At 54.3% G+C, this 14,634-nt stretch carries 17 protein-coding genes, 1 riboswitch and 1 other annotated feature; of the genes, 12 read left to right on the forward strand and 5 right to left on the reverse strand.

Features of this window, described 5'->3' with window-relative positions; genetic code table 11:
* The first annotated feature begins 187 nt into the window (after positions 1–187).
* Positions 188–453: a binding site (T-box leader), on the forward strand.
* Between the two features lie 110 nt (positions 454–563).
* Both ilvA and yhfH read left to right on the forward strand, forming a co-directional pair.
* A complete protein-coding gene (ilvA, locus tag ACTHO6_RS17660; RefSeq protein ID WP_440243113.1) occupies positions 564–1,829 on the forward strand; it encodes a threonine ammonia-lyase IlvA in 1,266 nt (421 codons plus the stop codon).
* A 181-nt stretch (positions 1,830–2,010) separates the two neighbouring features.
* Entirely contained in the window at positions 2,011–2,172 is a 162-nt protein-coding gene (yhfH, locus tag ACTHO6_RS17665; protein WP_440243055.1) for a protein YhfH, read from the forward strand.
* A 112-nt stretch (positions 2,173–2,284) separates the two neighbouring features.
* Here yhfH and ACTHO6_RS17670 read toward each other — a convergent pair whose 3' ends face one another.
* Positions 2,285–2,590 carry a hypothetical protein gene (locus ACTHO6_RS17670; protein WP_440243056.1) on the reverse strand — a complete coding sequence of 102 codons (306 nt, stop codon included), beginning with the start codon at positions 2,588–2,590 and terminating at the stop codon, positions 2,285–2,287.
* A gap of 174 nt (positions 2,591–2,764) precedes the next feature.
* On the opposite strand from ACTHO6_RS17670, the gene ACTHO6_RS17675 reads away from it, so the two are divergent.
* From ACTHO6_RS17675 to ACTHO6_RS17685, 3 genes are all read left to right on the forward strand, one after another.
* Positions 2,765–3,328, forward strand: a complete 564-nt coding sequence (locus tag ACTHO6_RS17675) for a hypothetical protein (RefSeq protein WP_440243057.1) — start codon at positions 2,765–2,767, stop codon at positions 3,326–3,328.
* Between the two features lie 79 nt (positions 3,329–3,407).
* A complete protein-coding gene (locus ACTHO6_RS17680; RefSeq protein ID WP_440243058.1) occupies positions 3,408–3,977 on the forward strand; it encodes a biotin transporter BioY in 570 nt (189 codons plus the stop codon).
* Between the two features lie 113 nt (positions 3,978–4,090).
* On the forward strand, positions 4,091–5,434 hold the full coding sequence (locus tag ACTHO6_RS17685; protein ID WP_440243059.1) for a cytochrome P450: 1,344 nt from the start codon (positions 4,091–4,093) through the stop codon (positions 5,432–5,434).
* Between the two features lie 153 nt (positions 5,435–5,587).
* Here the strand turns inward: ACTHO6_RS17685 and ACTHO6_RS17690 are convergent, their stop codons facing one another.
* From ACTHO6_RS17690 to ACTHO6_RS17700, 3 genes are all read right to left on the reverse strand, one after another.
* Positions 5,588–6,967, reverse strand: a complete 1,380-nt coding sequence (locus tag ACTHO6_RS17690; protein WP_440243060.1) for a sensor histidine kinase — start codon at positions 6,965–6,967, stop codon at positions 5,588–5,590.
* Complete coding sequence (locus ACTHO6_RS17695) at positions 6,968–7,687, reverse strand: response regulator transcription factor (RefSeq protein WP_440243061.1); 720 nt, start codon at positions 7,685–7,687, stop codon at positions 6,968–6,970. It abuts the gene before it with no gap.
* Positions 7,688–7,907: 220 nt separating this feature from the next.
* Positions 7,908–8,429 carry a C40 family peptidase gene (locus ACTHO6_RS17700; protein ID WP_440243062.1) on the reverse strand — a complete coding sequence of 174 codons (522 nt, stop codon included), beginning with the start codon at positions 8,427–8,429 and terminating at the stop codon, positions 7,908–7,910.
* 4 nt (positions 8,430–8,433) lie between these two features.
* Positions 8,434–8,571: riboswitch (cyclic di-AMP (ydaO/yuaA leader) on the reverse strand.
* A 308-nt stretch (positions 8,572–8,879) separates the two neighbouring features.
* On the opposite strand from ACTHO6_RS17700, the gene ACTHO6_RS17705 reads away from it, so the two are divergent.
* The 7 genes from ACTHO6_RS17705 to ACTHO6_RS17735 all read left to right on the forward strand — a co-directional run bounded on the left by ACTHO6_RS17705 (position 8,880) and on the right by ACTHO6_RS17735 (position 14,354).
* Positions 8,880–9,284 (forward strand): LiaF transmembrane domain-containing protein, encoded by a 405-nt coding sequence (locus ACTHO6_RS17705; protein WP_440243063.1) that lies wholly within the window; start codon positions 8,880–8,882, stop codon positions 9,282–9,284.
* A gap of 67 nt (positions 9,285–9,351) precedes the next feature.
* Positions 9,352–10,047, forward strand: a complete 696-nt coding sequence (locus tag ACTHO6_RS17710) for a PspA/IM30 family protein (protein ID WP_440243064.1) — start codon at positions 9,352–9,354, stop codon at positions 10,045–10,047.
* Between the two features lie 92 nt (positions 10,048–10,139).
* Positions 10,140–10,718: a class I SAM-dependent methyltransferase gene (locus tag ACTHO6_RS17715; RefSeq protein ID WP_440243065.1), complete on the forward strand. Its 579-nt coding sequence runs from the start codon at positions 10,140–10,142 to the stop codon at positions 10,716–10,718.
* 14 nt (positions 10,719–10,732) lie between these two features.
* On the forward strand, positions 10,733–11,620 hold the full coding sequence (gene liaF / locus ACTHO6_RS17720) for a cell wall-active antibiotics response protein LiaF (RefSeq protein WP_440243066.1): 888 nt from the start codon (positions 10,733–10,735) through the stop codon (positions 11,618–11,620).
* Between the two features lie 13 nt (positions 11,621–11,633).
* Positions 11,634–12,782 carry a HAMP domain-containing sensor histidine kinase gene (locus tag ACTHO6_RS17725; protein ID WP_440243067.1) on the forward strand — a complete coding sequence of 383 codons (1,149 nt, stop codon included), beginning with the start codon at positions 11,634–11,636 and terminating at the stop codon, positions 12,780–12,782.
* Positions 12,783–12,789: 7 nt separating this feature from the next.
* Positions 12,790–13,419 carry a response regulator gene (locus tag ACTHO6_RS17730; protein WP_440243068.1) on the forward strand — a complete coding sequence of 210 codons (630 nt, stop codon included), beginning with the start codon at positions 12,790–12,792 and terminating at the stop codon, positions 13,417–13,419.
* 113 nt (positions 13,420–13,532) lie between these two features.
* Positions 13,533–14,354 carry a metallophosphoesterase gene (locus ACTHO6_RS17735; protein WP_440243069.1) on the forward strand — a complete coding sequence of 274 codons (822 nt, stop codon included), beginning with the start codon at positions 13,533–13,535 and terminating at the stop codon, positions 14,352–14,354.
* On the opposite strand, the gene ACTHO6_RS17740 is transcribed toward ACTHO6_RS17735, so the two are convergent.
* Complete coding sequence (locus tag ACTHO6_RS17740; RefSeq protein ID WP_440243070.1) at positions 14,339–14,632, reverse strand: hypothetical protein; 294 nt, start codon at positions 14,630–14,632, stop codon at positions 14,339–14,341. The genes ACTHO6_RS17735 and ACTHO6_RS17740 overlap by 16 nt on opposite strands.
* Positions 14,633–14,634: the final 2 nt, after the last annotated feature.

A 14,634-nucleotide genomic window follows, 5' to 3' on the forward strand; every position in this document is an offset into this window, starting at 1 on the left:
CTAGGGAATTCAGGGCTACAGCCGCCTAATAATACAGCCTCAATTAATATCTGTCTACTTGACAGGGGTCAGACCATGGTGTGCGCTCTCTTTTTTTGTTCCCGCGCCCAAGCAGGATGTTGGTTTTGTTTGACAAGGAAACAGAGCCGCCTTATAATTTGTAACTAATCATTTGAATAGTTTGATAGTTGTTGCGTAGAAAAGGAAGAGTAGGAACAGTGAGCAGCGTACAGAGAGCCGTTCCCCGTGCTGAAAGAATGGCCGCCTAGCCTGTTTTGAAAATCACCTTGGAGCAGTGTCCTGGAAAGCGACCCGCCAGCGGGGGCAAGTAGAGGACAACGGTTTTCGTCTCCGTTACCGGACGGGAGTTCCCGGCGTGGAACTTCTCTCAAGTCTGTTTTTCGCGAGGAAGACAGAGAAGCTGAGTGGTACCGCGATGCCTTCGCCTCAGCCAGCCGTGCGCAAACCAAGCGCGGCTGGCGGGGCGGAGGCTTTTTCTATGGAACAGGCCAACGCCAATCCCAAAAAAGAGAGAACGAACAGGAGGAAGGGGTATGAGAGACATGCATACGATGAGAGTCGTGCCTACAGGGAGAGTGGAAGAAATTGTGGTGGCGAACCACGGATTGAAAGACGTGGTGGAGAAGACACCGCTGCAAAAAAACGACGTGCTGTCCGAGCGCTACGGCTGCAACGTCTATTTGAAGCGGGAAGACTTGCAGGTCGTCCGCTCCTTTAAAATTCGCGGAGCGTACCATTTCATGCGCAGCCTGTCAGAAGAGGAGCGCGAGCGCGGAGTCGTGTGCGCCAGCGCGGGCAACCACGCGCAAGGAGTCGCGTACTCGTGCCAGCATCTGCAAATCCGGGGCACGATTTTCATGCCGACGACGACCCCGCGCCAAAAAATTTCCCAGGTCAAACGGTTCGGCGGCTCGTATGTGGAGGTCGTGCTGATCGGGGACACCTTTGACGACTCGTTCGCAGAAGCGATGACCTATTGCCTTCAGGAAGACCGGACGTTCGTCCATCCGTTCGACGATCCGCTGGTGGTGGCAGGACAAGGCACGGTAGGGCTGGAGATCATGAACAATCTGGAAGAGCCTGCTGACTTCGTGTTCATGAGCATCGGCGGCGGCGGTCTGGCGGCAGGGGTCGGCACGTATGTCAAAGGCATCAGCCCGGACACGCAGATCATCGGGGTGGAGCCGGCGGGAGCGGCTTCCATGAAGGCGGCGCTGGAGCGCGATGAGGTTGTGACGCTCGAAGAAATCGACAAGTTCGTGGATGGCGCGGCAGTCAAGCAGGTCGGGCAGCTGACCATGAGCATTTGCCGTGACGTGCTGAGCGATATCGTGCTGGTGCCGGAGGGAAAAGTATGTACGACCATCCTGGAGCTGTACAACAGCAGCGCGATCGTGGTGGAGCCTGCCGGAGCCTTGGCGATTGCCGCGCTCGACTACTACAAGGATCAGATCGCGGGCAAAAACGTCGTCTGCATCATTAGCGGCGGCAACAACGATATCGACCGGATGCAGGAGATCAAGGAGCGGTCTTTGCTGCACGAAGGCTTGAAACACTATTTCATTATCAACTTCCCGCAGCGTGCCGGGGCTTTGCGCGAGTTCATGGAAAAGGTGCTCGGTCCGCACGATGACATCACGCGCTTTGAGTACACGAAAAAAACCAACAAGGAAAACGGTCCGGCTCTCGTCGGCATCGAGATGAAAGGCCCGGAGGACTATCAGCCCCTGATTGGTCGAATGAAGCAGCACGGCATTCGCTATGTCGAGATCACGCATGATCCGTATTTGTTTAACCTGTTGATTTAGAGGCGTGTGTTGCAACAGATGCGAAATTGACAAAAATGTGTGAATACAGCGAAAACAGAAGTAAAACAGAGCATGCGAGCGAAAGAAGCAGATATTACACCATAATGTATTATAACAAACTTTTATAAAACAGACGCTGTTGTAGTACAATACAGATATCAAAACACGGGGGGTTATCCTGATGACGCCAATCACTTCTTTTTTCCGGCATCTCGAAGCAAAGTGCTGCGCAGCTTGCGGCCAAACCATTAACGAGCAGGCTGAGTCGTACGCAAACGAATGCTTTACTTGCCAGGAGCAGGCATCCTACGACGCCTACAAGCATTACCACCAAAAACGGTGAGCAGATGAATACAGCATAGACCAGGCGTACCAAACGGCTGCAAGCCAGAGGGTATGCCTTTTTTGTGCGTGCACGCCTTGAGCGCCGGTGCCTGACAGCGGCGCTTTGCCTTTCAGGGAGATTTGGCTTTGGACTTGGCGGCCTGTTCCTTGACGTAGTCGATCAGGCCAAGCTGGAAGCCCTCCTGCGTCAACAAGCGCTGGGCTTCATAGGTGCCCGCATAGTAGGCTTGGACGTGCGGATCGTTTTCCAGCACATGGCGGCAAGCTTCGTCGCGCGAAAGCTCCTTGTACCAATCCGCCTCCTTGATTTGCGCGACCAGCTCCTCATAGGCCGGCTCGGGCTTTTTCCATGGATTCAGCCTGTGAAACAGTTCACCGAAGATCGCAACGACGACTAAAATTCCAATGAGAAACATGTTTGTCACCTCTGACGTTGGTTCCCTCTCATCGTACCACTCCCGGGTTGCTTTTCGCCATGGGGAAGTCTGCTCTTGCTTGCAAATGCGCGAAAAAGCAGGCATGCTAATGGGAGAAAAACGTGCCAAAGCCTGTTCACAGGTATGGCCGTGAGAACAAAAGGAGGGCACCTCATGTTTCATCCGCTGGTATTTGACAATATCAGAGTGGTGCTGGAAGGCGCGGTGTACGACCGCGATTTTGACGGAGCGATCACGATTACCAATCGGTCAGACGTCATGGATATGGCGACGTTCCAACGTTTGTTCCAGATTGACTTCCAGTTGGCCGGACAAGCGGACAACGAACGTGCCGTGCGGGCGCAAATACAGCTGCGCACGAGCCTTTCCGACATAGCCGCGGAGCAACTGGAAACGCCGCTCGTGGAGCATATCGGCTGCACGATTTGCATTCATTTTGTCATGCAACTGGAACAGCCGGACGACATGCCCGGCGAGGCAAAAGAGATTACGGCGATTCTCAACGACATCTGGGGACAGCGTCCGTACATTACCCAGACGCTGTCGGCAAAGCTGCCGGAGCACCGGATGGAATGGCCGCCGCAAAACTGGGAGAACCGCGTGACGCTGGACTTTCACCGCAAGATCGACGAGGGCAACATCGACGACCTGCGGCTGTTGATCGAACACACGATTCAATCGCTGGTCGGTTTGCAAAACTACGTCGATCAAACATAGGGATTTACATTTTCAAGCATGCGTATTATCATTTTGTTAACCTTATTCTATTTTTAGTTAACATTGGAGGCTACTACGCATGAGAAACGAACGTTTGAGATGGCTTTTGTTGTCCGCCATTTTTGCCGCTGTCACGGCCGTGCTGTCCCAATTGACCGTTCCGTTGCCGCTCATTCCGGTTCCGTTCACGGGGCAGACGTTGGCGGTAGGGCTTGCCGCGACGATTTTGGGCAGTCGCTACGGCACGCTCGCTCTTTTGATTTACGTGCTGCTTGGTGCGGTCGGCTTGCCTGTCTTTGCGGAAGCAAGCGGCGGGGTGCAAGTGTTGGTCGGCAAAACGGGCGGGTACATTTTCGGCTTCATCGCCACTGCCTATGTGACGGGCCTGTATTTGGAGAAGCTCGGCTTCACCCTGAAGCATGCGGTCATCGCCAACATCATCGGCATGTTCGTGACGCTCGCCTTCGGCTGCGTTCAACTCAAATACGTGCTGGACATTCCGTGGGACAAAGCGATTGCGTTCGGAGCTACGCCGTTTTTGGTCGTAGGCGTGATCAAAGCGGTACTCGCCGCGCTGATCGGAATCAAGGTACGGGAGCGCCTGATCGCCTCTCGCCTGCTGCGCGTGGAGCAGTCTGTCACACGCTAATGACGGCAAGCATTTTCGCCACCTGATTCTTTCAGGTGGCTTTTTTTCGCATAAACTCCTTTTCATGCCGGATACTATCGGTGATCGAATCGAAGCATAGGAGGAGGATTTTCATGGTGGTGACAATCTCAGGGCCACGCGGTTTGCCGATTTCGGGCAATTTGCTTGCGTTTCGCAAAGACCCGCTCCAGTTTATCCGCGAGGCCGTTGCCGAACACGGCGAGGTCGTTCACTTTCGTTTTGGCCCGAAGCGGCATGTCTATTTGCTGACCAACCCCGACCAGATCAAAGAAGTGCTTGTGACCAAGCAGGATCATTTCAAGAAAGGAAAAGGCTTGCAGGTCGCCAGAGCGGTAGTAGGCGACGGCATTCTCACCAGCGAAGGCCAGAAGCACATGCGCCAGCGCCGATTGATGCAGCCGGCTTTTCACCGGGAGCGGATTGCCGGCTACGGGCAGGTGATGGTGCGCCAGGCTGTCGAGCTGATGGACGATTGGAAAGCAGGCGAAGTGCGTGATATCCACGACGATATGATGCGGGTGACGCTGGCGATCATTACCGAAACGATGTTTGGGAAAAGCATCAAGGAGGGGGCCGACAAAATCGGACAGGCCATCGACGTCGGACTGAAATATGTCGCGAAAAGAGCTTCGTCCTTCATCGACATTCCGCTGTCTGTTCCGACAAAAAGCAATCGACAGTTTCTGGAGTCGAATGAAACGCTGGATCAAACGATTTATTCCTTGATCGAAGAAAGGCGAAGCAGCCAAGACGACAGACAGGACGATCTGTTGGGGATGCTTCTCGCGGCGCGGGATGAGGACGACGGCCAGGGGATGACAGACGAGCAGGTGAGAGACGAGGTCATGACGATTTTCGTGGCGGGTCACGAGACGACAGCCAACACGATGTCGTGGATCTTTTATTTGTTGGCGACTCATCCGCAGGTCGAGGCCAAGCTGCACGAGGAGCTTGCGACTGTATTGGACGGCAGGCTGCCTGCGGTCGAAGATTTGCCGAAGCTCGTCTACACAAGCAATATCGTTTCGGAAACGCTGAGACTGTATCCGGCTGCCTGGACAATCAATCGGGAAGTGGTAAAAGAGGTGGAAATCGGCGAGCATACGTATCAGCCCGGCGAGACGCTGATGATGAGCCAGTTTGTCATGCATCGTCTGGAGCGCTACTACGACAAACCGGATGAGTTTATGCCGGAGCGATTCGCGGGCGATCTGCTGAAGCGCAACCCGACGTATGCCTATTTTCCGTTTGGGGGAGGGCCGCGCATTTGTATCGGGAACAACTTTGCCCTGATGGAGGCTGCTTTGCTTTTGACGACGATCGCACAGCGCTACCGTCTGCGGCTGACAGAACCGGGACAGGTAGTGGAGCCGGAGCCGCTCGTGACGCTGCGTCCGAAAAACGGATTGCCGATGCGCCTGGAAAAGCGCGAGTAAGGCAAAAAAAGAGGCATCCTTGCACTACGGTTTCGCCGTGATGCGCCAGATACCGAACTGGGGGTTATTTATCACTGAAAGCAATATGCTTACAAGAGATACTGTAACAGAGAAATATAAAAAATAAATGAACTGCGCATAAATCTATATAAACTACTTGTGATAAAAGGGAATGGTGAAGGAGAAGCTGCTGCCTATTCCCTGTTCGCTGTTGACCGTGAGCTCGCCGCCGTGGTGGCGCACGATGCTTTGGCAGATGGTCAGTCCAAGTCCCGTGCCGCCATTGTTGCGGTTGCGGGACTTTTCCGCACGGTAAAACTTGTTGAAGATCTTGGGCAAATCCTCGGCGGCGATTCCCTCCCCTTTGTCGATGACGGAGAACAGCACGTGGCCTTCCCGCTGGTCGCAGGTAAGCAAAATGGAGCCATTCGGCTTGTTGTAGTGAATCGCGTTGTTCAACAGGTTTTCCATGACGCGGCGCAGCTTGGTTTCATCGGCCTCGATGTGCAGCTCATTGGACACGCGCAGTTTCCAGTGGAAGGTCAATCCGGCTTCCTTGATTCGCGCGAGGTAGTCCTCGATAATTCCTTTCATAAATCCTTTCACATGAATGCGGCTAATGTTGAGTCGCACTTCTGTGCTTTGCACCGTAAAGTCCTGCAATTCGTCCAGCAGTTTTTCCAGATCGCTCGTCTTCACTTCGATTTTGCTCATTTGCTTCTGAATCCGCGTCAAGTCCGTAACCCGGCCGGAGCCGATATACGAGGCGTAGCCCTTGATCGTGGTCAGCGGCGTGCGAAAATCATGGGCGATGGAGGCGATCATTTCCGATTGCCTTTCTTCGGAAAAGCGCAACTCGTCGACCATATCGCCAAAGTAGCGGAACAGTTGTCCAAACTCGTCATGGGAGCGATACGTAAACGTCACGAGCCGTTTGCCCTCGCGAATTTCCTGCGTCACGCGGGACAGCTCATTGACCGGACGCAAAATCCAGCGGACGAACAAGGCGAGCAGCAGCAGACCGACCAGGACAAGGCTTCCGTAAATAAACCAGAGCATCATGGAGACTCCGGTCGTAGCCATGATATCGTTATCGTCCGTGTAGAAGTAGATGACGATTTCGCCTTCACGGGGCGGTTCCTGTTGAAAATGATACTCGGCGACGACTTTCAGATCGCTTATCTTGGCAGCAGGCTGGCTGGCAGAAGAGGAAGGCATCTTCAAGGTGTAGGCGTGCGACGGCCTGTCGTAGATCGTGTTGCCGTTCGCGTCCTTGACAACCATCCGGTACATGATGTCTTGCGGCAGTTGTTTCTCCAGCTCCTGCCGTTCGATCGGGTCCTTGAAGTTGCTGGAGAGCAGCAACTGGTTGAGCCGGACCTTTTCTGCCGCTTCTTTTTCATATTGATACTGGTTGTGACGGTCGTTTTTCAATTGCTCGACGATGATGTCCTGGAAGACGAACTTGAACAGCAGGATGTTGAGGGTAATCAAGGCGATAAAAGAAAGAAAAAGCTTTTTGCGAAGACTCATCTACAACTTCTCCCCGATGAATACGTAGCCTGTCCCCCATTGTGTTTTAATGAACTGCCGTTCTGTTTCCAGCTTTTCGCGCAAGTTCTTGATGTGTACCGTTACCGTGTTAAGGGAGCCGTAGCCGTATCCCCAGACGCGGTCGTAAATTTGCTCCCGCGTGAACACGATGCCTGCATGTTCAGCGAGGAACGTCAGGAGCTGAAACTCCTTCGTGGACAGCTCGATTTTTTTGCCGTTGACATAGACGGAGTACGTTTCTTTATGGATTTCCAAATCCTTGAATTTCAGGACCGTGATCGGGGAACTGGACGTTTCTTTTTCCGGCTGCTCCTCGGTATGCTTGCGGATGCGCTCGTAGCGTCTCAGATGGGCGCGGATGCGAGCCAGCAGTTCCTCCGTGTCAAACGGCTTCGTAATGTAATCGTCGGCGCCGATTTCGAAGCCGACGACTTTGTCTACCGCCTTACTTTTCGCGCTGAGAAACAAGATGGGCAAATCCCATTCGCGACGGATTTGCGAACACAGCTCGTAGCCGCTCATGTTCGGCATCATGATATCGAGCAAAATGAGATTGGGCCGCTCCCCCTGGCTCAGGAGGGCAAGTGCGTCGTCGCCATTTTCCGCAGAGGAAACCTGAAAGCCTTCGCTCTCCAAAATATCTTCCAGCAGTTCAATAATCTCCTGATTGTCGTCCACGATTAAAATATGTTCTTTCACCGGAATTACCCCCAGTTGCTTCTATATAATGAAGATGAATAAGCGGTATGGCCTACAGGACTAATCCTGTCTATCATATCATGTATTCACGCGATAAGGACAAGTATCGGCCCATTCATGCCGTTTTCCGGACAGGTAGGGCCACCTCTTTAGACCTGGTCCTAAATTTCGACAGAAAAAGCCAGAGACGTGTTGTCCCTGGCTTTTATTTTTTGCCGAACTACTTCTTTTGTGCTTGATTTTCCGGCAACGATGCAGCTTGCACCGCGTTTTCCTTTTTCGGAGCTGCCGCTTCCAGAACAGGTGTGTTGATGCGCTTGGCGCCAACATAACGCTTGCTCCAGTAGTAGGGGTCGTTCAACTTGGTGTTGACGACGCCGCGGCCCGATTCCGAATGCACGAATGTGCCGTTCCCGATGTAGATGCCTACGTGTGAGATGCTTCGTCCATTGGTATTGAAGAACACAAGATCTCCAGGCTGCAAGTCTTTCTTGGCAACCGCTGTCCCCAGTTCATACTGGGCGGCAGAATTGTGAGGCAGGTCTACACCTAACGCATCAAATACGTAGCGTGTGAAACCGGAGCAGTCAAAGCCCTTTTTAGACGTACCGGATGATTTGTAAGGGACGCCATACAGCTCGCTGACCACGTCTTCGAGTGTCGCGCTCTCAGCTGCATGTGCAGCGCCGGCCCCCATTGTAAGTATTCCGGCCATAAGTAAAGAAAGTACCATCTTGCGCAAAAGAAACTGCTCCTTTCGTGAGCCTACGAAGTTAGCTGAAGGGTTCGGTCGAAAGGACGCCCTAGATTGCCAACAGACAACCATTCACCCCAAAAAACTGGTTCCCCCGCTTCCGTCTTGCGGAATTCGGCTATTTTCGATGTTTTTTTACACGCACTTTACGAAGATTCTACGCTTTTCCCGTTTTCCCTCTTTTGTAACGGCTTGTTCATCTTTTTGTCACAAAATTTTGTCTGATGCTGTAACGATTGGCTTCGACAAGGCAAGCGCTGGATGACGAAATGGGCAGGAGCAGGCTCGTCCGATTGTGGCAGGAAAGGCTCTCCGTCCAGGGACGGAGGGAAAAACCAACCGCACGCCCGTTATGGGGAGCCTATGCCGGGGACTACAATAATGGCATAAGGTTCAACAAAGCACCACACGCAAGAGACGATAGGAGGGAAGCGAGCAATGAGCGAACGGTCTGGAAAGGTTTTGCTCGGGCTGGTTCTCTTGCTGATCGGCGGGTTGGTTCTCCTGGATCAGGTAGGGATCGACTTTGGTGATCTGCTCGGGATATTGGTTCCCGCGATCATCATGCTGTACGGCGCTCGAAAGATCATGGGTCGATCCGGTTCGCGTTTTTGGGGAATCGTGATCTTCCTGCTCGGGTTCCTGATGCTGATCGGCAAGCTTCATCTGCTGTTTCATGGCTTGCTGGCCATTGGCGTGATGTATCTGGGGTATCGCTTGCTGCGCCCTGGCCACGTCCCCAAGGAAGCGCCACCGGCCTGGGAGCGTCAGTGGGCGCAAACCGTATTAAAAGAAGACGCGCTGGACGCGTGGGAAAAAGAAGTCATCCGCCGCCAGTTGTAAGTCACCATGTCGCAAGAGCTTTTTGAATGAAATGACACGATGTGATAGGATGAGGAGGAATTCAAACATGAGTATTTTCAAACGTCTGCGTGACCTGACAGTAGCTTCGGTCAATGATGCCCTGGATGCGATGGAAGATCCGGTCGTGATGCTGAATCAATACATGCGCGACATGGAAGTGGAAATCGGACAAGTCGAAGTGGCCGTGGCCCGTCAAGTCGCATTGGAAAAGAAATTCCGCCAGCAGCTGGATGAAGTGAACGCTTTGATCGAAAAGCGCGACCGTCAAATCAAGCTCGCCTTGACGGAAGGGGAAGACGAGCTTGCCCGCCGCGCCCTTGCGGACAAAAAGCAGTACGAAGCGCGCGCAGCCGAGTACGAAGCCCTCTACCGGACCGCGTCCGAGGCCGCTACGCAAATGCGCGAGAAGCTGGCCGAGTTGAAGGAAGAGTTCTATAAAATGCGCGCGAAAAAATTCACGCTCCTGGCACGGGCGCAGGTAGCGCGCACACAAAAGCAGGTGAATCATGCGGTAGCAGGGATTGGCAATCAGTCCGCGAGCCGCGGGTTCGCTCGCATGGAAGAAAAAGTGATGCGCATGGAGGCAGAGGCCCAACTGAGCGGCCAATGGCGCCAAAGCAACCTCGCTTGGGAAACCGCGTTGTCTGATCTGGAAAAAGACGATCTGGATGCGGAGCTTGCGAGCATCAAGGCATCGTTACAAGAGAAAAAACCAGTGTCCGCCCAGCCGGAACAATCTTGATTGGACAGGAACTGGGGGAATGGTTGTAGAATAGAGTGTGTCAATCAGGCAGCCTGTCCAGCAGGCTGCTTTTCCCCTAGGAGGTACGATTCTTGGCAGACTTCATGGTCTTTTTGCGAAGGTTCATTGCGGAGCCTGGACGTATCGGCAGCGTGATTCCCAGCTCGCGGTATTTATGCAAGCGAATGTTGAGCAGCGTCAACTGGGCTTCCACCGATGTCATTTTGGAGCTGGGACCTGGCACAGGCGCATTTACCCAAACCATTTATCAAAAAATCAAACCGGATACGGACTATGTGCTTGTGGAGCGTGACAGCCAGTTTCGAGCCATTCTCCACTCGCGCTTTCCGGATCTTCCCGTCAAGGAAGAAGCGACGAAAATCGGACAATATTTGGAGGAACTGGAGCTTGGCAAGGCAGATGTCATTATTTCCGGCCTGCCGTTTGCCAATTTTCCGAAAGAGTTGCGTACAGCGATCCTGGACGAAGTGCAAAACGCACTGAAACCAGGCGGTCTGTTCATTACCTTCCAATATTCGTTACAACTTCAGGCTGAGCTGCAGGCGCGTTTTCCCTGGGTAGAGACTGACTTCACCTTGCTGAATATCCCACCTGCGTTCATCTATACATGTCGGAACGGACAAAGGGAAAACGATCGGCATGGGGCGTAAGAGAGGAGACTTTTGTGAAACTGTCCCGCTTGCACACAATGTTGGCTGGCGTCCTGGTTATTTTGACAGGCATCGGCCTTTTCTTAGACAGCTTGCATATTATTTCGTTCGGTCTGTTTGATCTGTGGCCGATGGCGCTTGTCTACTTCGGCGTTCGCCTGTGGGGTCAGAACAAGCGGATTGGCGGCGGCCTCCTGTTTTGTTTCGGACTCATGATTGCGCTCGATATGTGGTTTGGCATCGGCGTGGACGATTTGTTTCACCTCGCTGTGCCTATTCTGTTTATTTATTTTGGCTTTCGCTTGATTCGCGGCAAGACCAGGGAGAGAGGAAACCGTCCCCCTCTGCCGCCGTTTTCCGTTCCGGACGAGCGGACAGCATCCGCCACCAGCGGAGGGAGTCACAGGCAAGCGAGCGGGATTCGCCAGGAAGCTGCCCAATGGCTGGACAGCTGGAGCAGATGGAAGAATCCTGCGCGCGGCAAGCTGCCTCTGCCGGAGGGGGAGACTGTCTATCGGGAACGGATCCTGCCCAGGGATTCCCGCAGTTCGCTGATCGGAGACTACCATCTGACCTCCGGACGGTTTGAGCTTGGCGCCCTGCATATCTGGCACGGGATCGGGGATGTGGTCATTGACCTGTCCCGCGCCGTGCTGATGCAGGAGGAAGCGCTTCTGGTCGTGGAAGGCTGGGTGGGAGATGTCACGATTTACGTTCCTGTCGATCTCCCGGTTTCCGTGAACGCCGAACTGAGCCTGGGCGATCTGGAAGTGCTGAGCCACCGTCAGGGAGGAATCAACCGCAGTATCATGATTCGCTCTGACCAGTACGAAACGGCGGCTCAAAAAGTGAATCTCCATATCTCGCTGCTTGTCGGCGATATAAAAGTCAAGTACATCTAGGAGGTACTGGCGGATGCGTCGACAGCGATTGGCGAGTATTCAGTGGCAATACGTGCGCTACGGCGTCCTGCTGGCCGGAAGTGCAGTGATCGTTTCGTTTGTTTGCTTTTTTTGGCTGTATTTTGTGTGGAAGGATATGCCCGAGGTTCATCGCTGGTACCAAAGCCTGGTCGGCGATCCGAAGGTGGTTCTGTGGGCCGAAGATTATTTGGGAGTGGCCTTGCCCGCACAGCCTGACGGGCTGGTGCAGCTGGCGGCGTTTGTCGTGTCGCTTCCGGTCGGTGTGCTGGTTGCCCTGATCGTCTCCTATATTGCCGGGAACTTGTTGAAGAAAAGGCTCAGCGTGCTGTGGGAAGCGGCGATGAAGCTGGGGCGGGGGATGCTCTCCTACCGTGTGCCTGATCTGGGGGGCGATGAGGTCGGCGAGCTGGGCTGGCAATTGAACCGGTTGGCCGCGCAGTGGGAAGAGCAGGTCGCGTCCTTGCAGCGTCTGTCCAATCACAATGCGGCCCTGGCTGAGCAAGTCAAGCAAGCGGCCGTGACGGAGGAGCGGCAGCGCCTGGCGCGCGAACTGCACGATGCCGTCAGCCAGCAGCTGTTTGCGATCGCCATGACGACGGCGGCGATGCGACGGCTGGTGGAGAAAAATCCGCAGCGCGCCGCCCAGCAGATCGAGCTGGTGGAAGAAATGGCAGCGGCGGCCCAGGCGGAGATGCGGGCATTGCTCTTGCATCTTCGTCCCGCCACGCTGCAAAACAAGTCGCTGAAGCAAGCGATTTTGGAACTGTTGGATGAGCTGACGCGGAAAAATGCGATGGAGCTGACGTGGGAGATTGAAGACATCGAAGGCTTGCCGAGCGGCATCGAGGATCATCTGTTCCGGATTTTGCAGGAGTCGTTGTCCAATACGCTGCGGCATGCCAAAGCCAGCCAGATTGCTGTCAAGCTGTTTACCTTGCAGGATCAGGTGCGGCTCAGGGTGACGGACGATGGCGTCGGATTTGATCCGGATGGCGAAAAAATGACGTCATACGGTCTGCGCAGTATGCAGGAGCGGGTGGCAGAGGTCGGCGGCTCGATGGAGATTTATTCAGCGGTCGGCAAGGGAACGCAAATTGAGGTGCGGATTCCCCTGATGTCACAGCCGGAACGGGAAGGGTGAAATTTCTGTGATTCGCGTATTACTGGTAGACGATCATGAGATGGTGCGGATGGGACTGGCTGCCTACCTGTCAACCGAGGAGGATATCGAAGTGGTAGCAGAAGCGGCCAGCGGAGAAGAAGGCGTGCGGCTGGCGGCAGAACTGCGGCCGGATGTCGTGCTCATGGATCTGGTCATGGAAGGCATTGGCGGCGTGGAAGCAACCCGGCGCATTCGCGAAGCTTGTCCCGCCAGCAAAGTTATCGTCCTCACCAGCTTTATTGACGACGAAAAAGTATATCCGGTCATTGAAGCGGGGGCGTTCAGTTATTTGCTCAAGACCTCGCGCGCGGCCGAAATCGCCAGAGCGATCCGCTCGGCAGCAGCCGGAGAGCCTGTACTGGAGTCGCGCGTGGCAGGAAAAATCATGGCCCGCTTCCGCCATGGACAGGAATCGCACCCGCACGAGCAGCTAACCCCGCGCGAGCTGGAGGTATTGAAGCTGATCGGCCAGGGCAAGTCCAACCAGGAAATTGCCGACGAGCTGATTATCGGAATCAAAACGGTAAAGACGCACGTCAGCAATATCCTTGCCAAGCTGAATGTCGAGGATCGCACCCAGGCGGCCATTTACGTCCACACACATCATCTTGGTTGATACGAAAGGGAAAACGGCGAAAAAAGCTCCTCGTGACGGGGAGCTTTTTTGAGTTTTTTTTGCGGATGTGGTAAAGATAGTAAGTAATAGATTGGGAAAGGAGGGGACGGGCTATGAGGCACAAACCTCAGACACGCTCCAAGGTGTTTTCGGCGGATCATGGCGTGGACATCATCGGAGATATCCACGGCTGCTACGACGAGTTTATGGAATTGATCCAGCGCCTGGGGTACGAACGGAGCCGGGACGGCACCTATCGTCACCCGCAGGGCCGAAAGCTCCTTTCCCTCGGAGACATTACAAGCCGCGGGCCGCATTCCATCAAGATGCTGCAATTTTTCCACCTCCACGTTACAGCCGGGCTAGCGGAGATGGTAGACAGCAATCACGGCTGGAAAATCGCGCGCTGGCTGGACGGAAGGCCGGTGACACTGGCGCACGGCGATGAAAAGGTAGAGGAGGAGCTGCGTCTCTACCAGCAAGAGTTTGGACCGAAAAAAGCGTCTCTTTTGCGGGAGCAGAGTCGGCGCCTCTTATTCTCCTCGCCATCGCACATGATGATTCGCCGCCATGACAAGCTGGAAGCCGTTGCCGTCCATGCAGGAATCAAGGATGACTACATCGGCATGGATTCGCCGGCAGTCTATACGTTTTGTCGGTACGGGGACGTAGCCGGAACCGGACCGGATGGCCGCCCGATCCGCAGGGAGTGGGCGAAGGAACGCAAGGCCACAAGCCCGCTCATCGTTTGGGGACACGATCCCCACCCGGAGCCGAAACGAAAAAACGGCACCATCAACATCGACCAGGGCTGCGTGTTTGGCGGAATGCTCACCGCCTATCGCTTCCCGGAGGACGAGGTGTTGAGTGTGCCGGCCAGGAAAAACTATTCAGGTCTGGCGGATACGCCGCTGACCCGTTATACGGCAGATTGAGAATTGTTTTTCTTGTTTCTGCTATTGCTGACTTGCTCGATCGTATTTTTCGCGGACGAGTGAATACCGACACTGGCCAGGCCCGCTGTTACGCCTTCCATCAGCGCTGTTTTCCAGTCAAAGTTCGGCGAATACAGCCATTGGTTGGCCGTGTACAGCCCGACAATCAAGACAACCGCTACCCAACTGCGCAGCTTTTTGGGGATGCGAAGCACATCCGACAAGGTAGCGGTGCCTGCCAGGGCGAAAGCGATGATCAAACCGAGATCAAAGCCCATGT

Source organism: Brevibacillus sp. SAFN-007a (genome assembly GCF_051967035.1).
Lineage (GTDB): Bacteria > Bacillota > Bacilli > Brevibacillales > Brevibacillaceae > Brevibacillus.